Consider the following 26757-nt stretch of genomic DNA (forward strand, 5'->3'; position numbering starts at 1 on the left):
TGCCCACGCGGTGATACGCAACGCGTGCGCCCTCTTGACGCGCCACGTGTCAAACGCGTGGGCTCGAGAGCCCACCCTACCGTCCCACCACTCCAGACTGCGCTTATTTGCTCGCTGCAATCCAGCGGTCCACCTTCGCCTCCAGCAGCGACAGCGGCAGCGTGCCCTCGTCCAGCACGATCTCGTGGAACTTCGGCAGGCTGAACTTCTGCCCAAGCGCCTTCTCCGCGCGCTGGCGCAGTTCCTGGATCTTGAGCGCGCCCACCTTGTAGCCCAGCGCTTGCGCCGGCCATGCCATGTAGCGTTCGGTCTCGCTGCGCGCCAGCGATTCCGGATAGCCCAGCGTCTCGCGCATGTACTTGATTGACTGCTCCCGCGTCCAGCCCTTGGCGTGCATGCCGGTGTCCACCACCAGCCGCACGGCGCGCAGCATCTCGTCGTTCAGGTGGCCGAACCAGTCCTCGGGCTTGTCGTACAGGCCCATCTCGGTGCCCAGCGTCTCGGCATACAGCGCCCAGCCTTCGGTGAACGCGTTGTTCCCGCCGAACTTGCGGAAGTTGGGCAGGTTCAGCTCCTGCATCAGCGCGATGTGGAAGTGGTGGCCTGGCTGGCCCTCGTGCAGGAACAGCGTCACCATGCCGGTGCTGCCGTACTGTTTTGGATCGTTCACCACCGACCAGAACACGCCGGGGCGCGTGCCGTCCACCGCCGGCGGCGTGTAGTGGTCGGAGGCGGTGGCGCGCGACAGCTCGGGCTCAAGGCGCAGGTCGAGCGGTGTCTTCGGCCGCAGTGAGAACAGCTTGGGCAGCTTCTGGCGCAGCTCGGCGTCGAGCTTGCGGTACACGTCGATCACTTCCTTGTCGGTCTTGAACGGCTTGTACTTGGCCTGCTCCGACACCCACCCCGGCAGGCCCGCGGCCGGGCCGTTGTAGCCCATCTTCGGCCCGATGCGCGCGTACTCACCCTGGATGCGCGCCACTTCGCGCAAGCCGGTCTGGTGGATCTGCTCGGGCGTGAGCGCGGTCGTGGTCTGGCTGGCCACGCGCGCCAGGTACCAGGCCTTCCCGTTCGGCAGGGCGCTCCAGCCGGTGCTGGTGCGGCAGTGCGGCAGGTATTCCTTTTCGATGAAGGTCGCAAGGCGCGCCAGTGCGGGGTTGAGCGTCTTGTCGATCGTGCCGCGATAGGCTTCGGTGAGCTCGCGCTTTTCCGCGTCCGTGAACTTGGCCGGGAAGTGCTTCACCGGCGTGTAGTAGATGTTCTCTTCCGGCTTGTTCGACACCAGCTGCTTGAACTGCGGCAGGGCCGACTTCATCAGCGCTTGCGGCTGCACGACCCCGGTCTTGATCCCTTCGCGCATGTTGGCAATCGCCTGGTCGATCCACGGACCGAGCTGGCGCAGGCGGTTCAGGTAGGCCTTGTAGTCGCGCACCGTGACCAGCGGCTGCGCGCCTTCGCCGCTGGCGTAGTTCGCGAGCATGACGGGCACGCTGTCCATCTGGCTGATCGGCAGCAGGTGCTCGGGGAAGGGCTCGAAGCGCAGCGCCGTCTTGAGCTCGTAATCGAGGATGTCGTAGCTGGTCCGGTCTGTGGCCGTCAGCTGCTCTCGGCGGATTGCGTGCAGCCGCTTGAGGTAGCCCTTGTACAGGCCGAATTGCTTCGCGCGCTCCGTGGGCGAGATCGACATGCCGATCTGGTCGTAGAAGCGGTTGTCGCCGCTTTCGCCCGCCGCCACAGGGTCGAAGCGCGCCAGCGCGTCATAGTATTCGTCGGCGAGCGCGCCAAGCTGCTTGGCCGCTTCGCTCACCTGGGCCGGATGCGCGGCGCTGGATGCGGCCGGTGCGGCCGTGTCGGCAGATGCGCCGGCGCATGCCAAGGCGGCGGCGATGGCGAGCGCGCCGAGTGCGAATTTGTTGTTCATGAATGGAGTCCTGAGATGGTGTTGGCTTCAAGCGGCGACAAGGATACCCCTTGCGCCGCCGAGCCGCCGGAACGCTTGCTGTTCAATAGCTCGCCAGTGGCGAAAGTGCGCCGTTCTTGAAGGTGTACACCGTGACGGTGGTCTTTTTCAGGTTGCCCGCCGGGTCGTAGGCATAGGTGCCCACCACGCCCTGGTAGCTGCCCGAACGCAGTGCCGCGTTCACCTTGGCCGGTTCGACCGAGTTGGCGGTCTTCATGGCCTGGGCGATGAACATGGTCTGGTCGTAGAACGAGGGTGCGTACACGTCCGGGTCGCGCTTGAAGCGCGCCTTGAATTTGGCGATGAAGGCCGGGCCGGCCGCTTGCTTCTCGAGGATCGCGCCGGCCTGCGCGCAGCGCACGTTGTCGGCCACGGCGTCGCCGCCCAGCTTGGCCATCTCGGGGCTGCACAGCGTGTCGCCGCCCAGGAGCTTGGCGCTCATGCCGAACTGCTTCATCTGGCGCGCCATCGGCGCGGCCTGCGGCGCGTAGCCGCCAAAGAAGATCGCGTCCACGCGCTTGGCCTTGAGCGCCGTGAGGATGGCCGAGAAGTCGCTCGCCTTGTCGTTGGTGAACTCGCGGCCCACCACGTTCATGCCGGCGGCCTTGGCGCGGCGCGTGAATTCGTCCGCGATGCCCTGGCCGAATGCGGTGCGGTCGTCGATCACGCCGATGTTCTTGATCTTCAGGTCCTTGGCCGCGTAGTTCGCCACCGAGCCGCCCACCTGGGTGTCGCTGGCGACGATGCGAAACACGGTGCCGTAGCCGCCCTGCGTGATCTTGGGATTGGTGCCGACCGTGGACATGAGCACGCCGGCGTCGTTGTAGATGCGCGAAGCGGGGATGGCCACGCCCGAGTTGTATGGCCCCAGCACGTACTTCACGCCCGCGTCCACGAATTTCTGCGCCACGTTCACGCCGGCCTTGGGGTCGCCCTGGTCGTCCTCGGACACGAGCTCGAAGCGCACCGTCTTGCCGCCCACCTTGAGCTTCTGCGCGTTGAGCTCCTCGACCGCGAGGCGCACGCCGTTTTCGTCGTCCTTGCCGGCGAAGGCGTTCGGGCCGGACAGCGGTCCGGACACGCCGATTTTCACTACCTGTTCATCCGCCGCAGTGGCGTGCGATGCGAGCAGCAGCGCGGCAAGCGCGAGCGGCGCCGCTTTCATGGTCGATGGCATTACGTTGTCTCCGTTGTTATCGAACGGCCGACATCATCGCAGATTTTTCGCCGATGCGGGTAGGCGCTCAGGCGGGCAGCCCGTGCGAGATCAGTTCGAGCGGCAGCGCGGTGGTGGACTTGATCTGCTCCATCGAGAACGCCGACGACACCCCGGTCAGCTGGGCGGTCTTGATCAGCTTCTTGTAGAAACGGTCGTAGCCGTCGATGTCGGTGGTGACGACCTTGAGCAGGTAGTCCACGTCGCCGCTCATGCGGTGGAACTCGAGCACCTCGGGCAGCGCCGTCACGGCCGAGGCGAAGCGCTCCAGCCATTTTTCGTCGTGCTCGCTGGTGCGCACGCTGACGAACACGGTCACCGGCAGCCCCACCTTCTGGCGGTTGACGATGCTGACGCGGCTTTCGATATAGCCCTCTTCCTCCAGCCGCTTGACCCTTTTCCAGCACGGGGTGCTGGACAGGCCGACCTTTTCGGACAGGCCGGAAATGGAAAGGGTGGCGTCGGCCTGGAGCGCAGCCAAAATCGCGCAATCAAACTTATCGAGTGAATTCATTTTCAATTTTTGTGATTATGAGAACACTTCTGCTTTATTTTGACCACAAATCAGAGATTTTGGAACGTCTTCTTCTGCGCAACTTTGTAACATATTACCCAACAATAACACGAACCGAGCCACTATTTTAGGTTTTTGGCAATTTTTTTATGAACAACGAGATTTACCTGGACGCGAACGCCACCTGTGCCACCCTGCCTGTCGCCATGGAGGCGGCCGTGGACGTGATGGCGGGGCGCTTCGGCAACCCGAGCAGCAGCCATGCGGCTGGCATACGCGCCCGCATGGTGCTGGACGAGGCGCGTGCCTGTGCCCGGCGCGTGATCGGCGCGGGCGGCGGCCGGCTGATGTTCACGAGCGGCGCAACCGAAGGCATCCAGACGGCGGTGGTGTCGGCCCTGGCGCAGGTGCGCGAACGGCAGCTGGCGGGCCAGCCCTGCGGCCGGCTGCTGGTGTACGGCGCGACCGACCACAAGGCGGTGCCGGAGAGCCTGGCGCACTGGAACCGGCTGCTCGGGACCAACCTGGAACTGGCCTGCCTGCCGGTCGATGGCAAGGGCCGCCACCGGCTGGACGTGCTGCGCGCGCTGGCGCCGGATGCCGCGCTGGTGTGCACCATGGCGGCGAACAACGAGACCGGCGTGGTCTCGGACCTGGCGGGCATCGAAGCGGTCATGCGCGAAGAAGGCCGCGAGGCGCTGTGGATGGTGGACTGCGTGCAGGCGCTCGGCAAGCTGCCGCTCGCGCTGGCGGACACCCGCATCGACTACGCGCCGTTTTCCGGCCATAAGCTGTCGGCCCCGAAGGGCATCGGCATGCTGTACGTGCGCGAAGGCGCGCCGTTCACACCGCTGATCGCCGGCGGCGGGCAGGAAGGGGCGCAGCGCTCGGGCACCGAGAACATGGCCGGCATTGCGGCCTTTGGCGCGGTGCTCAAGGCGCTGGAGCAGGGCGGCGTGTTCCGCAGCCACGGCGAGCTCGCGGCGTACCGCGAGCGCATCGTGCTGGCGCTGCGCGAAGCCTTTCCCGGCATCGTGTTCAATGCTCCTTTCGACCTGGCGCTGCCGACCACGATCAATTTTTCGGTGCCGGGGCTGGCCAGCCGCGAGGTGCTGGACTTGTTCGACGCGGCGGGCGTGCGCGTGAGCGCGGGCTCGGCCTGTTCGGCATCCAAGGCCCAGCCGAGCTACGTGCTGCAGGCCATGCAGCTGCCGGCGTGGCGCGCAACCTCCGCCGTGCGGCTGTCCTTTGGCCCGCAGGTGGACGACGCGTTCATCGACGCGGCCTGGGCGCGCATCGTCCGCTGCGGCGCTGCGCTGCGTGCCGACCCGCTTGCCTTGTCCGGCGAAGCGCGTGGCGCCGGCGTGCTGCAAATGAGCTGCAAGGGCCGCGCCGGCTGGCTGGTGTTCGAGCAGCGCGAAGAACTGTGCGTGGCGATCGACCCGCCTGCCGCGCTGGCGGCGCGCATCGCGGCGCTGGCGCGCTCGCGCGGCTATGCGGTGCGCGCGGTGCTGACGACGGAAGACGACGCGCAGGCGCGCGCCGGCTGCGACGCGCTGTGCAGCGCATTGGCCGAAAGCGGCGTGCTGTTCGAGGCCGGCTGGCCGCGCCAGGGCGCCAGCGTGCGGCTGGGCGACGGCAGCATCGCGCCGGCGATCAGGATCGGCGACCAGTGGCTGGCGCGCGTGGCACAGGGCGAGGACGCGTTTTACCTGCTCGGCGCCGCCAACGGCCCGGATCTTCCGGCATCCGATGTGCGCTTTGCCTTCATCGGCGGCGCCCAGGCGCCCGGTTGCGCCGAAGGTGTGCCGCTGGCGCGCATGCGCGGCGCGACCGAACGGCTTGCCTCGCTGGTGAACGCGGACACGGCCCTGTGCCGCAGCATCGAATCGGACACGCCTCCGTGGAGCACGCCGGCAGCACTGGCGCACGGCGGCGGCGTGCTCGGCTCGCTGCTGGCGGTGCAGCCGCTGCTGTGCCGTCCGGCGCTCGCTGGCGTGGCCGACGTCCTGCAGGTCGAGCAGCAGTCGCTGGAGCGCTTCCTGGCCACGCATCCGGATGCGGTGCTGGTCGACGTGCGCGAACCCGCCGAGCACGCCGCGGGCCCGGCAACGCTCTACGGCCGCGCGGCAGTGAACGTGCCGATGTCGCGGCTGGCCGAGCAGGCCGGACGCTGGCTGCGCGACGAATCGCGGCCGCTGGTGTTCGTCTGCCGCAGCGGCAACCGCAGCGCGCGCGCGGCCCTGCAGCTGCAGCGGATCGGCTATGCGCAGGCGTGGCACCTGTCCGGCGGGATGGCGCTGGCGTCGTAGCCGATGGGCTGGCGAACTATGGCGTAGATGAGACAGGGATGGGACGGATGGCACTGCTTGCGGCTACACTACGCGCGGGCACGCCGTCCAGCCAGGCTGGCGTGCGACAGGCCGCTTGCAGCGGGACATTACAAACAGCACCAACCCATCCATGAAAAAAACCATGAAACTCGCGGCTTGCGCCGCCCTCGCGCTGGTTTCCGGCATCAGCCAGGCCGCTGACTGGAGCGACACCGCCATCAGCTGGCGCCACGGCGAGACCTTCCGCGAACCGTTCAACCCCACCAACATCAGCAAGAACATCTTCGCGCTGACGCATTCGAGCGGCTACAAGTACGGCGTCAACTACTTCAACCTCGACCTGCTGCAGTCGGACCACAACGACCCGGGCTCGCTGACCCAGAAATCGGGCGCGCAGGAAGCCTACGTGGTGTACCGCCACACGCTCGACATCGGCAAGGTGATGGGCCAGGACCTGGCTTACGGCGCAGTCAAGGGCGTGGGCGCGACCGCCGGCTTCGACTGGAACACCAAGAACGACGTCGGCTACAACTCGCGCAAGCGCATGCTGGTGCTGGGCCCGACGCTGATGTGGGACGTGCCGGGCTACCTGAACACGAGCGTGCTGCTGCTGCGTGAAAGCAATGCCCCGTCCGGCGCCTTCCCGCCGATCTCGCAAGTGACCGACCGCTATACGTATGAGACCCACCCGATGCTGTCGGCCAACTGGGGCATCCCGGTGGCCGCGGTGGAGGGCCTGTCGTTCGAAGGCTACCTGAACTGGATCGCCGCCAAGGGCCGCGACGAAGTGGGCAATGGCACCGGCGCCGAAACCCACCTGGACATGCAGCTGATGTACGACGTGGGCCGCCACTTCAACCAGCCGAAGAACCGCTTCCGCGTGGGCTTCGAGTACGAACTGTGGAACAACAAGTTCGGCAATACCGAGCGGACCACCGGCAACAAGGGCCAGCGCGCCACCACCCCGATGGTGCGCGCCGAGTACCACTTCTGATCTCAGCGCCGCAGTAATTTCCGGCGGGAACACCAATTCCCGCCGGCTTGGCCTTTTGTCAATTTTAGTGATTGAAATGGCAACTTCGGCCCACGCCAGCGCAAGGTCTTCACTGATGTAATTGCAACAATTGCATCATGAAAACCTCAATCCTTTCCCCGATTCCCTTCGTCCTGTTCGCCGCTTGCGCCTGTGCCGTTGCCGCGCCCGCGCCGGTCGAACACGGCGAGTTCGAAGCCACGCTGTACGCGCCGTTCGCCGGTGACCCGGCCGCTCCGCCGGGCCATCGCGACGCGCGCAACTTCACGCTCACCTTCGACTTCCCCGGCCTGTCCCAGCCCAAGCAGGTGGACTGGCGGCTCGACCTGCTCGCGCCCGGCGGCAAGCCGGTCAAGTCCTGGCGCGGCATGCGTGTGATGCGCCACGTCCCGGTGAGCATCGACGTGCACTGGGACGGCACAGTGGCCGGCACGCGCGCCCGCGCCGGCGTGTACACGGCGCGCATGCGCGCCAGCGTGCGCGGCGCGCCGCCCGAGGAGGCGGTGGAGCAGGCCTGGCCGATGGAAGTGGGCCCGGTGGCGCCGCTGGCGATGCCGCGTTTCGACGCGCTGCCCTCGGCGCGCACCGTGCGCGAGCCGCAGGCCGCGCCGTCGACCGCATCGCTGCCGTACACGGTTTACCTGGGCAACCTGCACAGCCAGACCAACCACAGCGACGGCGGCGCCGACGTTGCCGCATGCAATGGCGCGCAGCAGCCGCAGGGCGGGCGCTACGGGCCGGCGGACGCCTATGCCTACGCGCGCGGCCGCGGGCTCGACATGTTGATGACGTCCGAGCACAACCACATGTACGACGGCTCCGACGGCAGCAACCCGAATGCCGACGCGGCCAAGGCCAGGGCGCTGTTCCATGGCGGGCTCGATGCGGCCAACGCGTTCTCGGGCGCGCATCCCGGCTTCCTCGCCATCTACGGGCTGGAGTGGGGTGTGATCAGCAACGGCGGCCACCTGAACATCTTCAATGCGACCGAGCTCCTGGGCTGGGAGAAGAACGCCGGCGGCGAGCTGGTGGGCGACACGTTCACCGCGCGCAGCGACTACGGCGCGCTGTACACGCTGATGAAGCAGCGCGGCTGGGTGGGGCAGTTCAATCATCCGTCGGTGAGCGGCCAGTTCGTCGTCAATGGCGTGGCGCTGGGTTACACGCCCGACGGCGACCAGGCGATGGCGTTGTGCGAGGTGTTGAACAGCACCGCGTTTTCGAACAACGACAGTGAAACCGAGACGCGCCGCAGCAGCTTCGAGATGGCCTGCAACAAGCTGCTGGAAGCGGGCTACCACGTCGCCTTCAGCAGCGACCAGGACAACCACTGTGCCAACTGGGGCGTCTCGTACACCAACCGTACCGGCGTGCTGGTGCCGGCCGGGACGCCGCTCACGCTGGACAGCTTTCTGGAGGCAGTGCGCGCGCGGCGCGTGTTTGCGACGATGGACAAGGGCTCGCAGCTGGTGCTGACCGCGAACGGGCACCTGATGGGCGAGCGCTTTGCGAGCAGCGGGCCGCTGACACTGGCCGCCAACTTCGCGAACGACGCCGGCAAGACGGTGGCGGCGGTGGCCATCATGGAGGGCGTCCCGGGCCGCAACGGGACGGTCACGCAGCTGTCCGCAACCGCCACCACCACGTTCACCCCAACGCCGGGCGAGCACTTCTACTATGCGAAGGTCACCCAATCCGACGGCAACGTGCTGTGGTCCGCGCCGGTCTGGGTGACACAGGCCGGACCGAAGCCCTAGCGTGCGATGCGCTCAAATACCAGCTGGTCGATCATGCGCCACGGCTTGTCGTCCGCGCGCACTTCGAAGACCATGCGAAAGCTGTTGTCCGACAGGCGGCTGAAGGTAAAGCGCTCTTCGCGCAGCGGTTCGCGCGACACGGTGCGCGCAAAGGCCAGCGCGCTGTCGGCCCAGCCGTCGCTGGTGAAGGTGCGCGCCGTGCCGCTGCTGTCGTTGAGCGTCATGACCAGCTTGTGCGAGGCCGTCTCGATCCCCCACATGCCGAGCGCCTTGTACTTGTTGGGCGCGCGGTCGGTGTGGCGGTACTGCAGCCACTGGCCGTCCAGCTCGGGGTGAAAGCTCACGTCGGCCTCGATCGGCCTGCCCGACGCGAACTGGCCGCGCCCGGACCACTCGCCGGTAAAGAAGCTTGCGATGTCGGCCGGTACGCGCACCGGCGGCTCGAACCTGGGCTGGGTGGCCGGGGCGGCGGCAGCCTGCGCAAGGCAGGCGCTCGTGGCGCCGGCCAGCAGGGCGGCCAGCAGCAGGCGGGGAAGGATCATGGGTTGCTCCCGTGAGATCAGAAACCGAACTGCGCGCCGGCCCCCAGCAGGGTAAGCACGCCCAGCACTGCGAAGATCAGCGCGGCCAGGCCGTGCACGAGCTTGAGCGGCACCTTGCCCGCGATACGCTCGCCGAAGTACACGGCAGGCACGTTCGCCAGCAGCATGCCGACCGTGGTGCCGGCCACCACCGCCGCCATGGACTGGAAGCGCGCTGCCAGCGCCACCGTCGCGATCTGGGTCTTGTCGCCCATCTCGGCCAGGAAGAACGCGATCAGCGTGGTCAGGAACACGCCGTAGCGCGCCAGCTTGGATTCCTCTTCGTCGATCTCGTCCGGCACCAGAATCCACGCCGCCATGGCGAGGAAGGACAGGCCCAGCACCCAGCGCATCACGTTCGGCCCGAGCAGCTCGCTGACCAGCGCGCCCACGGCCGCGGCGAACGCGTGGTTGGCGATGGTGGCCACCAAGATGCCGGCCACGATCGGCAGCGGGCGGCGAAAACGCGCGGCCAGCAGGAAGGCCAGCAGTTGGGTTTTGTCGCCGATTTCGGCAAGCGCGACGATGCCGGTTGAGATGAGGAACGCTTCCATGGAAGGTGGGGGCTGGAAAAGCCGCGATGATAGCAGAGGCGCCATGTGCGCGCTCGTCAATACCGGCGGCGGCTCGCTTTCGCGCGAAGGTTGAAAGTGCTATCCTGCCCGCGCCCGGCCGACTCAGCCATGCAGCCAACAACGCCAACAACGATAAGGAAGACCGCATGAAACGCCTCTCAGCAGCACTCATCCTCGCCTTTTCCGCCGCCGGCGTATTCGCACATGATGCGGCAACACCTAGCGCAGCACCCGTCGTCGCCAGCGCGTCGAGCCTGGAGGCCGACGTCAACCGCGTGATGAAAGCGTTCGACGTGCCAGGCATTGCGATCGCGGTGGTGAAGGACGGGCAGGTGGTGGCGGCGCAGGGCTTTGGCGTGCGCAAGCTGGGCGCGCCGGAAAAGGTCGATGCCAGGACGCTGTTCGAGATCGCCTCCAACTCCAAGGCATTCACCGCCGCCGCGCTGGCGATGCTGGTGGACGACGGCAAGCTGGCCTGGGACGACCCGGTGACCAAGCACCTGCCGGACTTCCAGATGTACGACGCCTACGTCACGCACGAGATGACGGTGCGCGACCTGCTCACCCACCGCAGCGGCCTGGGCCTGGGCGCGGGCGACCTGCTGTGGTGGCCGACCACCAACTTCAGCACCGACGAAATCATCCAGAAGCTGCGCTACATCCGTCCGTCGACGAGCTTTCGCAGCAGCTACGCGTATGACAACCTGCTGTACATCGTGGCCGGCAAGATCATCGCCGCCAAGTCGGGCAAGACCTGGGGCGAGACCGTGCGCGAGCGCATCCTCAAGCCGGTGGGCATGACCGGCACCACCACCAGCCTGGCCGAAAACGAAGGCAATCCGGACCTGGCCAACGCGCACAGCAAGATCGACGGCAAGATCGCCGCGGTCAAGTCGATGCCTGTGCCGAACGCGATCGGCGCCGTGGGCATCAACACCAACGCCGAGGACATCGCCAAGTGGATGAAGGTGCTGCTCGACGGCGGGCGCATCGGCGTGGACGCGAACGGCAAGGAGGTGCGCCTGTTCAGTGCCAAGCAGGCGCGCGAACTGTGGACTGCGCAAACGCCGATTCGCATTGGCGAGGCGCCGACCGCGATGGCGACCATCAAGCCGAACTTCTCGGCCTACGGCCTGGGCTTCCAGCTGCGCGACTATCGCGGCAAGCTGCTGGCCATGCACGGCGGAGCGCTGCAGGGCTTTTATTCCAAGGTGCTGCTGGTGCCGGAATCGAAGCTGGGGATTGCGATCCTGACCAACGCCGAAAGCGGCGGCTCGCTCAACGCGCTCACCTATGCGCTGCTGGACCGCTACCTGGGCGTGCAGGGCGGGCCTGACTGGATCAAGGTGGTGGCCGATCTGGACGAAGAGATGCACGCCAAGGAGATGGCGCGCCTGAAGAACGCCAGCGCCGCGCGCGCCGCCAAGTCGCAGCCGTCGCTGCCGCTGGCCGCGTACGACGGCGAGTACGAGGACGCATGGTATGGCAAGGCGCAGATCAGCCACGTGGGCAAGAAGCAGGTGCTCACCTTCACGCGCACGCCGGACCTGGTCGGCGAGCTAGAACACTTCCAGCACGACACCTTCATCGTGCGCTGGAAGGAGCGCAACTTCAATGCGGACGCCTACGTCACGTTCTCGCTCAACCCGGACGGCAGCATCGAGCGCATGAAGATGAAGCCGATCTCCACCGAGACCGACTTCAGCTACGACTTCCAGGACCTGACGTTCGTGCCGGTGAAAAAGGCCGGCTGAATGACGTAGGGTGGGCAGGTCTTCCTGCCCACGCGTTCAGCGATCGTGTGCATCACCACCATTGCGTCCAATGTCGCACTGGTTGAACGCGTGGGCAGGAAACCTGCCCACCCTACGTGACATCTTCGTTCAGGCCGACTTCCCGTTCCACACTTCCATCATGTCCGGCGAACCCTGCATACGGATCCCGTTGTCCTGCAGGATGCCGTCGGTCGCATCGAGCATGGCCTTGCGCGGCAGGACCATGGTCTCGCCGTAGCGCTGGTCAAAGCGCAGCACCACGTTCTCGTCCTTCAGGTCGCGCAGCACCTGCACCAGGTGGCGCAGGCTCTTCACGTGCACGCCGTTGACCGAATCGACCACCGACGCGAAGTGCGGTCCGTAGCCGTTCACCAGCTTGTGCGGGAAGAACGGCGCGGCGATCACGACCAGTTCATCGTGCTCGGCGTCGGGCTGGTCGCCGCGGCGCGTGACCAGCGGGTTGGCGTTGAAGCTGAACGCGTTCAGCGCCGGCGCATTCGCGCTCAGGAACGACAGGTACTCGGCCGTCGCGCGCGAGAACACGATCGGGCCGTACACGAAGTACGACGGGTAGCCGCCGTTCAGGTCCGGGATGAGCAGCTTGCGCGGGCCGCTCACCGGCACCTGCACCTGCATCGTCTTGCCGGCGCGGACGATCGTCAGCGGTACCTTGCCGTCCCTGGCCACGTGCTGCAGGTGGTACTGGAAGCGCACGCGCAGGTTCTGCCCCAGCTTGACCATGCCCTGGTTGTCGATCGGGTACTGGCCAATGTGCGTGACCACGTCCCATTCCTTCAGCGGATAGCCCGCGTCCTTGCCCGCCGGGTGGCTCACCACCAGGCCCTCGATGGACTTGTCGAGCTTGAGGAACTGGCGCAGCACCGGGTTTTCCAGCGTCTGCATGTCGTCGTGGATCGACAGCTTGTCGTTGGACTGGCCGGCGGCCACGTTCTTCAGGAACAGCTCGATCTCTTCGTTCGGGATGATGTAGCCGATGTTCTGTGCGTTCGTCACGCCCGAGAACGCAAGGCCGGCAAGCTTGTCGCCGACGACCACCGCGCCGCCGCTGTTGCCCGGGTTGATCGGCGCGTCCACCTGGATCCGCAGGCCCGAATTGCCATAGCCGTAGGGGACGAACTCGATGCGCGAAATGACGCCCTTGGTGGTGGACAGCGAGTTGCCGCCGATCGGGTAGCCGTACGCGAACACGGCCTCGCCCACGTCCGGCAGCGCTTTGGCGCGCGGCACGGGCGGGTGCGTGTCGAAGAACGATTCGTCATCGAGCTTGAGCAGCGCAAGGTCCATGCCGCGCGAGATCGCGACCACCGTGGCGGGCATCTTGTCGCCCGACTGGCTGGCCTGCACCTCGACCTGGCTGGCGTAGCCGACCACATGCGCGTTGGTGAGGATGCGCTTGCCCTCGATGACCACGCCCGAGCCGCTGACCGACGAGGGGGCGGCCTTGGTCCACGGCTTGAGCGGGTCCGGGCGGCGCAAGGTGCTGAAGACCTTGACCACCGAGTTGCTCACGACGGTTGCCAGTGCGGGCGGCTGGGCGGGCGGGATGTTTTCTGCGGCGTGCGCGCCAAGGCTGGCGGCGGCAAGGAGAGCAACGACGGTCAGGCGGACGAGGTTCATGGGCGGCATCGATGAGTTGGGGTCATGTTGTTGAGGAAATATACACGACCGTGTTTGCCTGCGGTATGCAAGGTCACGTTGCGCCTTTGCATATGCATACATACAAGAATTGTCCTTTTTGGATGTATTCCCCCAACTTGCTGCGGCGCGTCATCGAAAAACGATAAAAAAGTTGCGTGACCGCGACTCCGCTTGCCTATTCAAAATCTTGAGTTGCTGCTATGGTTCTTGGGTTTGCCGTTTCGCGCTGTAGGGCAAGCGGCACCCGTTGCGGATGTAAATACGAGAGCGGCCGACAAAGGCTGCTGCCAAGAAGAGATGGGTTGATTTCAGGAGACAGAATGGAACGTCGCACCTTCCTCAATATCAGCGGCCTGGCCTTCGGGTCGATGCTGGTCCCGGTCTTCGGTCGCGCGATTGCCGCCGAAGAGCTGCTTACCCCGATGGCCATCGGCCTGAAGAAAACGCTGGCCGACGTCGCGCTCAATGCCGCCACCAAGGCCGGCGCCAGCTACTGCGACGTGCGCATCGGCCGCTACCTCAACCAGTTCATCATCACGCGCGACCTGAACGTCGAAAACGTGGCCAACACCGAGTCGGCCGGCGTGGGCGTGCGCGTGGTGTGCAACGGCGCCTATGGCTTTGCCGCGACCTCGGACATGTCGCCGGACGGCGTGGCCGGCGCCGCGCGCCAGGCGGTGGCGATCGCCAAGGCCAACGCCAAGCTGCAATCGGAGCCGGTGCAGCTCGCGCCGGTCAAGGGTGTGGGCGAAGTGTCGTGGGCCACGCCGGTGAAGAAGGACTGGCGCGCCGTGCCGATCAAGGAAAAAGCCGAGCTGCTCATCGCCGCCAACAAGGCCGGCATGGATGGCGGCGCGAACTTCATGCAGTCGATGCTGTTCCAGGTGAACCAGCAGAAGTATTTCGCCTCGACCGACGGCTCCTACATCGACCAGGACATGCAGCGCCTGTGGGCGCCGCTCACCGCGACGGCGGTGGACAAATCGACCGGCAAGTTCCGTTCGCGCGCCGGACTGTCGGCGCCGGTGGGCATGGGCTACGAATACCTCGACGGCCGCCCCGAGGACAAGATCAAGGCTGCCGGCGGCGTGGCCACGCTGTACGGGAAATCGTACGACATCATCGAGGACGCGCGCGCCGCGGGCCGCGATGCCAGGGCCAAGCTGACCGCCAAGTCGGTCCTGCCGGGCAAATACGACCTGATGCTCTCGCCCGAGCACATCTGGCTGACCATCCACGAGTCGGTGGGCCACCCGACCGAGCTCGATCGCGTGCTCGGCTACGAGGCCAACTACGCGGGCACCAGCTTTGCCACGCTCGACAAGTGGAAGACCGGTAAATTCAACTACGGTTCGCCGCACGTGAACATCGTGGCCGACAAGACCACCCCGGGTTCGCTCGGCTGCGTGGGCTACGACGACGAAGGCGTGAAGACGAAGCGCTGGGACATCATCAAGGACGGCATCCTGGTCAGCTACCAGGCCACGCGCGACCAGGCCCACATCATCGGCAAGAAGGAGTCGGACGGCTGCTCGTACGCGGACAGCTGGAGCAGCGTGCAGTTCCAGCGCATGCCCAACGTGTCGCTCCAGGCGGGCAAGAAGAAGCTCACGCCGGACGAAATGGTCAAGGACATCAAGAAAGGCATCTACATCGTGGGCGACGGTTCGTTCTCGATCGACCAGCAGCGCTACAACTTCCAGTTCGGCGGCCAGCTGTTCTACGAGATCAAGGACGGCAAGATCGGCCAGATGCTCGAGGACGTGGCCTACCAGGCCAACACCCAGGAATTCTGGAACGCCTGCACGGCCGTGTGCGACGAGCGCGACTGGCGCATGGGCGGTTCCTTCTTCGACGGGAAGGGGCAGCCGCCGCAGATCTCGATCGTCTCGCATGGCGCATCGACCGCGCGCTTTAACGGCATCAACGTGATCAACACCGCCCGCAAGATCGGCTAAGGCAGGAACAGAACATGACCATTTTGACCCAGGACCAAACCAAACGTATCTGCGACCGCGTGCTGTCGTTCTCCAAGGCCGACGAGTGCACCGTGACTGTCAGCGGCGGCCGCAACGGCAATATCCGCTTCGCGCGCAATGCCGTGTCCACCGCGGGCCTTGCTGACGACACCAGCATCGCCGTGCAGGTCGCCTTCGGCAAGCGCCAGGGCACCGCCACCATCAACGAGTTCGACGACAAGTCGCTTGAAAAAGTGGTGCGCCGCGCCGAGGAGCTGGCACGCCTGGCGCCGGAGAACCCCGAGTTCATGCCGGCCGTGGGCAAGCAGGAGTACAAGGCTTCGCAAACCTTTGCCAAGCGTACCGCCGACATCGACCCGGAATACCGTGCGCAAGTGGCGGCGTACAGCATCGAGGCGTGCAAGAAGAATCACCTGGTGGCGGCCGGCTTCTTCACCGATAACGCCTCGTTCCAGGCAGTGGCCAACTCGAACGGCGTGTTCGGCCACCAGGAGACCACGCAACTGGACTACACCTGCACGGTGCGTACCGAAGACGGGCGCGGCTCGGGCTGGGTCAAGCGCAATGCGCGTGACGCCGCCAGGTTCGACGCGCGCGAAGCGATCGAAGTGGCGGTCGAAAAGGCGATGCGTTCGGTCGACGCCAAGGCGCTCGAGCCGGGCCGCTACACGGTCATCCTGGAGCCGGCCGCAACGTCCGACCTGCTCAGCTACATGTTCTTCGGCTTCGATGCGCGCAGCGCCGACGAAGGCCGCAGCTTCCTGTCCAAGAAGGGCGGCGCCAACCGCCTGGGCGACAAGCTGTTCGACGAGCAGGTGAACATCTGGTCCGACCCGTGGAACCCGGACGTGGCCGTGGTCCCGTGGGACAGCAACTCGATGCTGGCGCGCCAGCGCATGGACGTGATCAAGAACGGCAAGGTGGCCAACCTGGGCTACTCGCGCTACTGGGCCAAGAAGAAGGGCGTGGCCGCGACTGGCCTGCCGGGTAACTTCATCATGGCCGGCACCGACAAGTCCACCGCGGACCTGATCGCCAACACCAAGAAGGGCGTGCTGGTCACCCGCACCTGGTACATCCGCATGGTCGATCCGCAGTCGGTGCTGCTCACGGGCCTGACCCGCGACGGCACGTTCTATATCGAGAACGGCAAGATCAAGCATCCGATCAAGAACTTCCGCTTCAACGAGAGCCCTGTCACGATGCTCAACAATATCGAGGAGATCGGCAAGCCGGTCGTCATCGGTGGCGAAGAGTCGCCGTTCTCGATGATGCTGCCGGCGATGAAGGTGCGCGACTTTAACTTCACCTCGCTGTCGGATGCCGTGTAAGCCGTAGGGTGGGCTCTCGAGCCCACGCTGCGATACGAGGCACGTGAAGAACCGCGTGGGCACAAGTGCCCACCCTACGGAAGACAAGATGGAACGACGTACATTTTTGAAAATCGGCGCAGGCGCCGCCGGCTCCATGCTGGTGCCGGTGTTCGGCAATGCGATCGCGGCCGAAGAACTGCTCAACCCGATGGCCGCGAGCTTCAAGAAGTCGCTCGCGGACACCGCGATGAACGCTGCCACCAAGGCCGGCGCCAGCTACTGCGACGTGCGCATCGGCCGCTACCTGAACCAGTTCGTCACCACGCGCGACCTGCACGTGGAGAGCGTGACCAACACCGAGTCGAGCGGCGTGGGCGTGCGCGTGATCGCCAATGGCGCCTACGGCTTTGCGGCGACCAATTCGATGACGCCGGACGGCGTGGCCAACGCTGCGCGCCAGGCGGTGGCAATCGCCAAGGCCAACGCCAAGCTGCAGAGCGAACCGGTGCAACTGGCGCCGGTGAAGGGCGTGGGCGAGGTGAGCTGGGCGACGCCCTTTACGAAGGACTGGCGCGCGGTGCCGGTCAAGGACAAGGCCGAGATGCTGCTGGCCGCGAACAAGGCGGGCCTGGACGCGGGCGCGAGCTTCATGCGCTCGCAGCTGTTCCAGGTGAACCAGCAGAAGTACTTCGCGTCCACCGACGGCTCGTACATCGACCAGGACATCCACCGCCTGTGGGCGCCGCTGTCGGCCACCGCTGTGGACAAGGCCACCGGCAAGTTCCGCTCGCGTGACGGTCTGGGCGCGCCGGTGGGCATGGGCTACGAGTACTTCGACGCGCGCCCCGAGCACAAGGTGCAGGCGGCCGGCGGCGTCACCACGCTGTACACGAAGTCGTACGACCTGGTCGAGGAAGCCCGCGCGGCCGGCCGCCAGGCGCGCGAAAAGCTGTCGGCCAAGTCGGTCGAGCCGGGCAAGTACGACCTGGTGCTGGCGCCGGAAAACCTGTTCCTGACCATCCACGAGTCGGTGGGCCACCCGACCGAGCTCGATCGCGTGCTCGGCTACGAAGCCAACTACGCCGGCACCAGCTTCTGCACGCTGGACAAGTGGCAGTCGAAGAACTTCAAGTTCGGCTCCGAACACGTGAACATCATCGCCGACAAGACGCGCCCGGGCTCGCTCGGCTACGTGGCCTACGACGACGAAGGCGTCAAGTGCAAGGAGTGGGACATCATCAAGAACGGCGTCCTGGTCAACTACCAGGCCACGCGCGACCAGGCCCACATCATCGGCGAGAAGGAGTCGCACGGCTGCTCGTACGCGGACAGCTGGAGCCAGGTACAGTTCCAGCGCATGCCCAACGTGTCGCTCGCGCCGGGCAAGAAGCGCCTCACGCCGGACGAGATGGTCAAGGACGTCAAGAAGGGCATCTACATCCTCGGCCGCGGCTCGTACTCGATCGACCAGCAGCGCTACAACTTCCAGTTCGGCGGCCAGCTGTACTTCGAGATCAAGAACGGCAAGATCGTCGGCCCGCTCGAGGATGTGGCCTACCAGGCCAACACCCAGGAATTCTGGAACGCCTGCACTGCCACCTGCGATGAGCGCGACTGGCGCATGGGCGGTTCGTTCTTCGACGGGAAGGGCCAGCCGAGCCAGGTGAGCGCGGTGTCGCACGGATCGAGCACGACGCGCTTCAATGGCATCAACGTGATCAATACCGCCCGCAAGATCGGGTAAGGGAAGCCGCATGAAACAGCTTAACCAGGAAGAAGCAAAGCGCATCTGCGACCGCGTGATCGGGTTGTCCAAGGCCGACGAATGCAGCGTGCGCATCGACGGCAGGCGCGTGGGCAACGTGCGCTTTGCCCGCAACAGCGTGTCCACCGCCGGCCTTTCCGAAGACACCAGCATTGCCGTGACGGTCGCCTTCGGCAAGCGCCAGGGCACCGCCACGATCAACGAATTCGACGACAAATCGCTCGAACGCGCCGTGCGCCGCGCCGAGGACATTGCGCGCCTGGCGCCCGAAAACCCGGAGTTCATGCCGGCCCCCGGCAAGCAGGAGTTCAAGTCATCGCAAACCCTGGTGCGCGAGACCGCGGCCATCGACGCGGACTACCGCGCCGAGGTGGCGTCGCACGCGATCCTCGCCTGCCGCAAGAAGAACCTGGTCGCCGCCGGCTTTTTCACCGACACCACCGGCTTCGAGACCATCGCCAATTCCCAAGGCGTGTTCGGGCACCAGGAATATTCGGGCCTGGACTACACCTGCACCGTGCGCACAGAAGACGGGCGCGGCTCGGGCTGGGTGACCCGCTCGGCCAACGACGTGCGCCGCTTCGACGCGCGCGAGGCCTCCGACGTGGCGATCGAAAAGGCGCTGCGTTCGGTGGAAGCCAAGGCGCTGGAGCCGGGCCGCTACACCGTCATCCTGGAGCCGGCCGCGACTTCCGAACTGCTAGGCCGCATGTTCGGCGCGTTCGACGCACGCCGCGCGGACGAGGGCCGCAGCTTTTTGTCGAAGAAGGGCGGCGGCAACCGCCTGGGCGAGAAGCTGTTCGACGAACAGGTGAACGTGTGGACCGACCCGTGGAACCCGGACGTGCCGGTGCTGCCGTGGGATGCGGGCTCGATGCTGCCGCGCGAGCGCACCAACCTGATCAAGGACGGCAAGGTCGCCTCGCTCGAATACTCGCGCTACTGGGCCGAGAAGAAGGGCGCGCGCGCGATCGGCCGGCCGGGCAACATGATCATGTCGGGCGGGACCAAGTCGCTCGAGGAACTGATCGCCGATACCAAGAAGGGCGTGGTCGTCACGCGCACTTGGTACATCCGCATGGTGGACCCGCAGTCGCTGCTGCTGACGGGCCTCACCCGCGACGGCACCTTCTACGTCGAGAACGGCAAGATCAAGTACCCGATCAAGAACTTCCGCTTCAACGAAAGCCCGGTCGCGATGCTCAACAACGTCGAGGAGCTGGGCAAGCCGACCGTGATCGGCCCGGACGAGGTGCGGTACCAGATGGTGATTCCGCCCATGCGGCTCTCCGACTTTAACTTCACCTCGCTGTCCGACGCGGTGTAGATGGCGCATTACGATTTCTACTTCACGCGCCTGACCTACGAGTCGGGCGATTGGGATGTGGATATCCGCATGCCCAGCAACGTGCTCAATTCGCTGGTCGAATACACCACGTTGCGGGTCGATCCGGCCGAGCGCCTGGTCGCGCTGTCCGACCCGAAGATGCTCGAGGCGCCGTTCTGCTACCTGGCGGGCCACAAGCTGGTGCAGTTCACCCCAAGCGAGCGGCGCAACTTCGAGCGCTACGTCAAGGGCGGCGGCTTCGTGTTCGTCGATGACTGCAACCACGACATCGACGGACTGTTCGCCAAGTCGTTCGAGGCCGAGCTGGCGCGCATGTTCGGGCCAAAAGCTTTGAAGAAGATCCCGAATACGCACCCGCTGTATTCGTGCTTCTTCAAGTTCGACGGCCCGCCCAACACGGCAGTGGAGCTGAACGGCTGGGGCGACGACCTGGTGCACGAATACCTGCGCGCGATCGAGATCGACGGCCGCGTGCGGGTGCTGTACTCGAACAAGGACTACGGCTGCGAGTGGGACTATGACTTTCGCAACAAGCGCTGGCTTGCGGTGGACAATACCCGGTTCGCGGTCAACATCATTCAATACGCTTTGGGAGCTTGAGCTGTGTCGGAACGTGACGCGATAGCATGGAACGAAAACGAAGTCGCGGAGCTGGCGGCGAAAGTGGACGCGCTCAAGCGCAGCATGGCGCGCGTGATCATCGGCCAGGAGGACGTGGTCGATCTACTCATCACCTGCCTGCTGGGCGGGGGCCATGCCCTGGTTGAAGGCGTGCCGGGGCTGGGCAAGACGCTGCTGGTCAAGTCGCTGGCGCAGGCTACCGACATGGACTTCCGCCGCGTACAGTTTACGCCGGACCTCATGCCCTCCGATATCGTGGGCACCGAGATCCTGGAAGAAGACGTGGAAACGCACCAGCGCGTGTTCCGTTTCCAGCAGGGGCCGGTGTTCACGCAGGTGCTGCTGGCCGACGAAATCAACCGGGCGCCTCCCAAGACGCAGTCGGCGCTGCTGGAAGCGATGCAGGAGCGCGCAGTCACCTTCGCCGGCACCACGCACCGGCTGCCGCGACCGTTCTTCGTGCTCGCCACCCAGAACCCGATCGAGCAGGCCGGCACCTATCCGCTGCCCGAAGCCCAGCTCGACCGCTTCCTGCTGCGCATCGACGTCGGCTATCCGACCGAGGACGAAGAGGTGCTGATGGTCTCGCGCACCACGCACGCGGGCCTGGACGACGCCGAACCGGCGATGGACGTGGCCACGCTGCTGCGCCTGCAGCTTTTGGTGCGCGACATCGAGATCGGCGAGCACTTGCTGCGCTACGCCACGCGCCTGGTGCGCGCGACGCGTCCGCGCGAGAGCTCGGTCGAGGCGGTGCGCAAGCACATCGGCTGGGGCGCCGGCCCGCGTGCAGGGCAGGCGCTGGTGCTGGCCGCCAAGGCGCGCGCGCTGATGCACGCTCGCCTGGCGGTCACGCGCGAAGACATCGGCGCAATGCTGTTGCCAGTGCTGGCGCACCGCGTGCTGCGCAACTTCGAGGCCGAGGCGGATGGCATCGAGATTGCCGAGATCCTGCAGTCCCTGCGCCGCGAGATCAAGGTCGACTGAGTTGACGCTGGCAAGTTCGGCGCTGATCGCGCAAACGAAAGACCTCGACCTCGTGATCCGTCACGTGCTGGCGGGGCTCGGGCACGGCATTCACGCCGGGCGCGAGCGCGGCGCCGGCGTCGAGTTCTCGGAATACCGTGCGTACGCCCCGGGCGACGAATGGCGCCGCGTCGACTGGAAACTGCTCGCGCGCGCCGACCGCTATTACGTGCGCGAGGCCGAGCGCGACAGCCACGTGGCCGTGTGGCTGGTGCTCGATGCGACCGCATCGATGTCCGAGCCGAGCCGCAGCGTGGAAGGGCTGGACAAGATTGCATATGCGCGCGCGCTGCTCGGGTGCGTGGCGGCGATCGCCCAGCGGCAGGGAGACGCATTCGGCCTGGTCGTGCTGCGCGACGGCGCGGTGCAGTTCACGCCCGCCTCGCGCGGGCCGCGCCAGTTGCAGCGCGTGCTGGCGCAGCTCGCGCGTGCGGACGCTGCCGGTGCCCTGCCGGCTGCAGACGTGCTGCGCAGCTCGCTGCACTTTGCGCGCGCGCCCAGCGTGGTGTTCGCGGCCAGCGACTTGCTTGATTGGCCATCGCCCTTGTCCGAGGCATTGATTCGGCTTCGCCACATGCGCCACGACGTGCGCGTGCTGTGCCTGCAGACGCAGGCCGAATGCGAGGCCAGCTTCGAAGCCGGGCCGGCATACCGCGACCCGGAGCAGGAGGCCGGCGTGTTCGGCTTTGATGCCGTGGCGCGCGAGACCTACCGCCGCAACCGCGAGGCGCACTTTGCCAATGTGGCCGCGCAGTGCCGCCAGCACGACATTCTATTGACAGCAGCCCGGATCGAGCAGCCGCCGGGTGAAGTGCTGCGCATGTGGCTGCGCCGGCCGGGGCGGTCATGAACAGCTTGTGGTGGCTGGCACTTCCGGTATTGCTGCTGCCCGTGTGGTGGCATCGGCAGAAGCGCGAGCAGACGCGCACGCTGCCGCTGGCGAGCGCGCGCTTCGTGCCGCGCATCGAGCCCAACCAGGTACGCGTCTGGCGCTGGGTTGACGTGTTGCTGCTGGTGGTGCGCTGCCTGCTGCTCGCGGCCGTCGTCGCGTGGCTGGCCGATCCGGTGCTGCCGTGGCGGCCTGATACCGTGGTCGCGGTGCAGGGGACCGATGCGGCATGGGCACAACAGCAGGTCGCGGCCGCCGGCCTGAAGGACCCGCAGCGCATCGACTTGCCGGCTGCGCAGGTACTGGAGTGGGTGCGCACGCACCAGCGCGAGTGGCGGACCGATGCCCGTGTGCTCGTGCTGGGCGACGTGCCCATGCCCGCCAGCCTGCCCGCGTTCCGCCACCGCGTTCAACTGGTCACTGCCAGGGTAGCGCCGCAGGGCGCCGTACGCCATATCGTGATCGTGAGCGAGCGCGCGCAGGAATGGCGGCGGTTTTTCGCCGCGCTGGACGGCGCGGACCGTTACGTGATCGACACCGAGCCAGGCGCGAAGGCCGACCTGATCATCTGGGACGTGCCGCGAGCACCAAGCGCCGGCTTGCGCGCGCCGCTGTGGTGGGTGGCCGACGCCAGCGCATCCCCGGAGCTGCGCGATGCGCGCCAGGTGGACGGCATGCGCTACGCGGACAGCGCGTCGCGTGGCCGCCTGTGGAGCTCTGCGGCTTGGCCGCCGAAGGATGCGGACAGCGCGCGCCGCTTGTTCGAAACCTGGCAGCGCCTGCATTTTGCGCCGGCGCCGTACACCGCGCCCTCGCAAACGATCCAGACCCGCCGTGTGTGGCGGCCGGACGAAGCCGAAGGCGAGCTGCGCACCATGCTGGCGTGGCTGGTCGTGGCGCTGTTTGCTGTTGAAAGGATCCTGACCCATGCGCGCCGCCGCTGACATCGCATCGCGGATTCGCCGCGCGGCCCTGCTGCGACGCGCGCCAGTGTGGGCCGGGGGCCTGCTGCCATGGCTTGCGCTGCGCTCGGTGGCCGGTGCCGCGGTGTGGTCGGCATGGTGCGCGTGGGACGCATTCCGGCTGAACCGCGCGGCGGCAGCACACTGGCCGCGCTGGCTGGACGACGCGCTGCCCGAGCTGGAAGACAGCAGCGCCTTGCTCCTCGACGCGCAGACCCCGGTTGCGCGACTGCAGCGCGAACGGTTGCTGGCGCGGATCGACGCGGCGCTGACCGGATCCGCTGTGCGCGCGATCGCAAGCGAAAGGGTCAAGCCGGGCCTGCCCTGGCTCGGCCTGAGCGTGCTCGCTGCGGCTTCCTTGTGGCTTGCCGCCTCCCATCCCTTCGCCACGACCGCAAAGGTACCGGGCTTGCGCACGGTGCTGCCGCAAGCCGTGCCGCCGCGCCAGCAGCTGGTGCTGAAGGTCGTCCCGCCTGCCTACACCGGCGCCCCGGCCAGCGAAGGCGCGCCGCGTGACTTGCAGGTGCCGGAATCGAGCCAGGTGGAGTGGTGCGAGAAGGGCGGTGCGCCGCTGGATGCGCCGGTGGAACTGAGCTCGGGACAATCGCTCCCAACGGGCCAGCCGTGCGTGCGCTGGACGGCGAGCGAGTCCGTATTCTGGCGCTGGAAGGGCACGCGCTACAACCTGAAGGTGACGCTCGACCAGCCGCCGGAGATTGTCATCAGCGCGCCGTCCGAGATGGTGCACGAGCTGCGTGAAGGCGCGCAAACGGCGGCCATGGCGGTCAGCGTGCGCGACGACTACCGCGTCCAGCGCGCAACCGTGCACATGACGCTGGCGCGCGGCAGCGGCGAGAACATCCGTTTTTCCGACCGCGAGATGCCGCTGCCCGAGTCGCCGGACCCGCGCAAGCGCGACTGGTCCAGGACGTGGACGCTCAAGGACCTGGGCATGGAGCCGGGCGACGAGCTGTACTTCTTTGTGCGCGCCAGCGATAACGCGGCCAAACCCCACTCGGTGCAGTCGCCCACCTACACGCTGCGCCTGCCGGCGCCAAAGCAGGAAGCGGACACCGAAAGCGCCGCGCTGCCCACCCTGGTGAAACCGGAAAGCCTGCGCAGCCAGCGCCAGATCATCATCGACACCGAGCAGCTCATCGCCGACATGCGCGCCAGGCACATGGATGCGGACACGGTACGCGAGCGCAGCCAGACAATCGCGTCGGACCAGGGCGCGCTGCGGCGCCGCTACGGCCAGTTCCTGGGCGAGGAATCGACGCTGTTCGGCGGCGACGACCACGACGATGACCAGCCTGGCGCAAAGAAGGACGTGCTGCACGAATTTGGCCACGCCCACGACCAGGCCGAGAATGCCACGCTGTTCGACGACGCGACCAAGAAGGTCCTGCGGCGCGCGCTCTCGGCAATGTGGGATGCCGAAAAGGCGCTGCGCGCGATCTCGCCCAAGACCGCCCTGCCGCCGGAGTACAAGGCACTGGACGCGGTCAAGGAACTGCAGCAGGCCGACCGCATTTATCTTCACAAGACGGCCTTCGCGCCGCCGCCCATCAAGGAAGACAAGCGCATGACCGGCGATATGGCCGGCAGCGCGAGCAGCAAGCGGGTGCAGGACGAGGCGCCGGGCAAGGTGCCGCAGCAGTTGCGCGAACTGGTGCAGGCGCTGTCCACGGACGGGCCGCTGCCGGCGCTGTGGACGCGCACGGCGCAGGACTGGGTGCGTGAACGGATTACCGTTGACGAGCAGCGGCTGGCGGCGCAGCAAGCCATCCAGGACGTGGCCGACGGCTGCGCACCGTGCCGCGCAAACCTGCGCGCGTATCTGCGCGGCGGAATCGGCGCGCCCCAGCTGCTGCTGCAGGCAAAGCCGACGGTCGATACGCCATTCACCAGGGCCTGGCGCGCGGAGGAGAAGAAGTGATCTGGGCGATAGCATGCATTGGCCTGGCGGCGGTTGCTGCGAGCGTGTGGCGCCGCCAGTGGATCGACGCGGCGCTGGCCGCCGTTGCGGCGCTTGCGCTGGCACTGGTCTGCGGCGAGATTGCGCTGCCGGTCAAGCCAGCGGCAACGCTGGATATCGACGCCAAGAATCCGCCGCATTCGCTCGATGGCGTGGCCGCGCTGCGGCTGAAGGGCGATGGATTGCGTGCCGCGCAATGGGACGACCTGCCGGCGCGGCCGCTGGCATGGGACGGCGCCGGCGCAGGCGGCATCGCACTGGACTTCCCGCGCCAGCTCGCGCTTGGCCGCATGTTCGTGCTGACCGTACACCGGCCGCCCGGCACGCCGGCGCGCTTGCAGCTGGTGGCCGAGAACGGCTGGGTGCTGTCGGAGGCGAAGGGCGAGGGCGACCTCTCGGTGCAGTGGCTGCCGTCGGTCGCGGAACAGCTGGTGCTGCGCGCGCGCCTGCTTGCGAGCGATGGCAGCGTCATCGACGAGGGGCCGGTGCCGTTCCGGGTGAGCGAAACGCAGCCGCTGCGCGTGCAGGGCCGCTTTGGCGCGCCCTCGTTTGACCTGCGCGCGCTGGACGAACTGCTCGCGAGCAGCAACGCCTTGCTGGACTGGCAGATCTCGCTTGGCAAGGCGCTTACCCGCAGCGAAACCCCGCGCGAGGCGATCGGTGAGCCCAACCTGCTGCTGGTCGATGCCGCCTGGTTCGAGCATGCGACCCCGGCCCAGCGCAGCGCGATGCTGGCGCAGGCCGAGCACGGCGCGGCGCTGCTGATCCTCGGTGCGAACGCGGCCGATCCCGCCATCTGGTCGCGCACCCTGCAGCTGGACCTCAAGCCACAGCCGGACAAGGCCACCGAAGGCGCGCCGCTTGTCATGTCCGTGGCGCCGTTCAATCCATCGGAGCACGGCCCCTGGCAGGCGGCGGGCAATCTGCTTTGGACCCGCCAGTGGCACGCGGGCCGCATCGGCTGGCTAGGCGCGGCCGACTGGCACCGGTACGCGATCAGCGACCCGCATGCGCTTGCATTGTGGTGGCAGTCGACACTGGACGCGCTGGGCGTGGCGCGCGCGGAGCCGGTCGAGTGGCTGGCCCCGGACGAAATGCCCCTGCCACGCCAGCGGCTGGAGGTGTGCGCGCGCGGCGTGAAGGGCACGGCGGTGTTCCCCGGCCTGAGCCAGAAACTGGCCTGGCAGCGCCGGCCGGATCGCGTGGATGCCTCGTGCGTGGCAGTATGGCCTGAGAAGAGCGGCTGGCTCCAGGTCGAGAGCCCGGACAGCGACGCCAGCAGCGCCATCTATATTTTTGCGCCCACCGACTGGCAACAGTGGCAGGCGCAGGAGCGCCGCCACGCCACCGCACGCTATGCCGCGCGCACGCCGGTTGCGGCGCAGGGCCGGCCCGCAGCGCTGCCGCGCTGGCCCTTTGCCGTCGTGTTCGCGCTGGCGATGCTTGCGCTGTGGTGGCGCGAGCGCCGCTAGCCGG

At 66.8% G+C, this 26757-nt stretch carries 20 protein-coding genes; 14 read left to right on the forward strand and 6 right to left on the reverse strand.

Annotation, left to right across the window (positions count from 1 at the left end):
- Positions 1-103 precede the first annotated feature (103 nt).
- From NX774_RS15360 to NX774_RS15370, 3 genes are all read right to left on the reverse strand, one after another.
- Positions 104-1918: a DUF885 domain-containing protein gene (locus NX774_RS15360; protein ID WP_258823112.1), complete on the reverse strand. Its 1815-nt coding sequence runs from the start codon at positions 1916-1918 to the stop codon at positions 104-106.
- Positions 1919-2000: 82 nt separating this feature from the next.
- The gene (locus NX774_RS15365; protein WP_258823113.1) at positions 2001-3134 is read right to left on the reverse strand and encodes a branched-chain amino acid ABC transporter substrate-binding protein; all 1134 of its coding nucleotides are present in this window, start codon (positions 3132-3134) and stop codon (positions 2001-2003) included.
- Between the two features lie 67 nt (positions 3135-3201).
- Entirely contained in the window at positions 3202-3687 is a 486-nt protein-coding gene (locus NX774_RS15370; protein ID WP_258823114.1) for an Lrp/AsnC family transcriptional regulator, read from the reverse strand.
- A 149-nt stretch (positions 3688-3836) separates the two neighbouring features.
- On the opposite strand from NX774_RS15370, the gene NX774_RS15375 reads away from it, so the two are divergent.
- The 3 genes from NX774_RS15375 (at position 3837) to NX774_RS15385 (ending at position 8810) form a co-directional block, all read left to right on the forward strand.
- Complete coding sequence (locus tag NX774_RS15375) at positions 3837-5999, forward strand: aminotransferase class V-fold PLP-dependent enzyme (protein WP_258823115.1); 2163 nt, start codon at positions 3837-3839, stop codon at positions 5997-5999.
- 163 nt (positions 6000-6162) lie between these two features.
- Positions 6163-7014, forward strand: coding sequence for an outer envelope protein (locus NX774_RS15380; protein WP_258823116.1), 852 nt, complete (start codon positions 6163-6165; stop codon positions 7012-7014).
- A 137-nt stretch (positions 7015-7151) separates the two neighbouring features.
- Complete coding sequence (locus NX774_RS15385; RefSeq protein WP_258823117.1) at positions 7152-8810, forward strand: CehA/McbA family metallohydrolase; 1659 nt, start codon at positions 7152-7154, stop codon at positions 8808-8810.
- On the opposite strand, the gene NX774_RS15390 is transcribed toward NX774_RS15385, so the two are convergent.
- The gene (locus tag NX774_RS15390; RefSeq protein WP_258823118.1) at positions 8807-9352 is read right to left on the reverse strand and encodes a hypothetical protein; all 546 of its coding nucleotides are present in this window, start codon (positions 9350-9352) and stop codon (positions 8807-8809) included. The two genes, NX774_RS15385 and NX774_RS15390, sit on opposite strands and share 4 nt — an antisense overlap.
- A gap of 17 nt (positions 9353-9369) precedes the next feature.
- On the reverse strand, positions 9370-9945 hold the full coding sequence (locus tag NX774_RS15395) for a TMEM165/GDT1 family protein (RefSeq protein WP_258823119.1): 576 nt from the start codon (positions 9943-9945) through the stop codon (positions 9370-9372).
- Between the two features lie 167 nt (positions 9946-10112).
- On the opposite strand from NX774_RS15395, the gene NX774_RS15400 reads away from it, so the two are divergent.
- Positions 10113-11720: a serine hydrolase gene (locus tag NX774_RS15400; protein ID WP_258823120.1), complete on the forward strand. Its 1608-nt coding sequence runs from the start codon at positions 10113-10115 to the stop codon at positions 11718-11720.
- A 129-nt stretch (positions 11721-11849) separates the two neighbouring features.
- Here NX774_RS15400 and NX774_RS15405 read toward each other — a convergent pair whose 3' ends face one another.
- Positions 11850-13379: a S1C family serine protease gene (locus NX774_RS15405; protein WP_258823121.1), complete on the reverse strand. Its 1530-nt coding sequence runs from the start codon at positions 13377-13379 to the stop codon at positions 11850-11852.
- 341 nt (positions 13380-13720) lie between these two features.
- On the opposite strand from NX774_RS15405, the gene NX774_RS15410 reads away from it, so the two are divergent.
- The 10 genes from NX774_RS15410 to NX774_RS15455 all read left to right on the forward strand — a co-directional run bounded on the left by NX774_RS15410 (position 13721) and on the right by NX774_RS15455 (position 26753).
- Positions 13721-15358, forward strand: a complete 1638-nt coding sequence (locus NX774_RS15410) for a TldD/PmbA family protein (RefSeq protein WP_258823122.1) — start codon at positions 13721-13723, stop codon at positions 15356-15358.
- A gap of 14 nt (positions 15359-15372) precedes the next feature.
- Positions 15373-16710 (forward strand): TldD/PmbA family protein, encoded by a 1338-nt coding sequence (locus tag NX774_RS15415; protein ID WP_258823123.1) that lies wholly within the window; start codon positions 15373-15375, stop codon positions 16708-16710.
- Between the two features lie 88 nt (positions 16711-16798).
- Positions 16799-18436: a TldD/PmbA family protein gene (locus tag NX774_RS15420; protein WP_258823124.1), complete on the forward strand. Its 1638-nt coding sequence runs from the start codon at positions 16799-16801 to the stop codon at positions 18434-18436.
- 10 nt (positions 18437-18446) lie between these two features.
- Entirely contained in the window at positions 18447-19784 is a 1338-nt protein-coding gene (locus NX774_RS15425; RefSeq protein WP_258823125.1) for a TldD/PmbA family protein, read from the forward strand.
- Complete coding sequence (locus tag NX774_RS15430; protein ID WP_258823126.1) at positions 19785-20405, forward strand: DUF4159 domain-containing protein; 621 nt, start codon at positions 19785-19787, stop codon at positions 20403-20405.
- Between the two features lie 3 nt (positions 20406-20408).
- Positions 20409-21413 carry an AAA family ATPase gene (locus NX774_RS15435; protein WP_258823127.1) on the forward strand — a complete coding sequence of 335 codons (1005 nt, stop codon included), beginning with the start codon at positions 20409-20411 and terminating at the stop codon, positions 21411-21413.
- Between the two features lies 1 nt (position 21414).
- Positions 21415-22302 carry a DUF58 domain-containing protein gene (locus NX774_RS15440; protein WP_258823128.1) on the forward strand — a complete coding sequence of 296 codons (888 nt, stop codon included), beginning with the start codon at positions 21415-21417 and terminating at the stop codon, positions 22300-22302.
- Positions 22299-23285: a BatA domain-containing protein gene (locus NX774_RS15445; RefSeq protein ID WP_258823129.1), complete on the forward strand. Its 987-nt coding sequence runs from the start codon at positions 22299-22301 to the stop codon at positions 23283-23285. Before NX774_RS15440 ends, NX774_RS15445 begins: the two co-directional genes overlap by 4 nt.
- The gene (locus NX774_RS15450) at positions 23269-25242 is read left to right on the forward strand and encodes a DUF4175 domain-containing protein (protein WP_258823130.1); all 1974 of its coding nucleotides are present in this window, start codon (positions 23269-23271) and stop codon (positions 25240-25242) included. The genes NX774_RS15445 and NX774_RS15450 overlap by 17 nt, the downstream gene beginning before the upstream one ends.
- Complete coding sequence (locus tag NX774_RS15455; RefSeq protein ID WP_258823131.1) at positions 25239-26753, forward strand: hypothetical protein; 1515 nt, start codon at positions 25239-25241, stop codon at positions 26751-26753. Before NX774_RS15450 ends, NX774_RS15455 begins: the two co-directional genes overlap by 4 nt.
- Positions 26754-26757: the final 4 nt, after the last annotated feature.

The organism is Massilia agilis, from assembly GCF_024756255.1.
GTDB classification, from domain to species: Bacteria; Pseudomonadota; Gammaproteobacteria; order Burkholderiales; family Burkholderiaceae_D; genus Telluria; species Telluria agilis.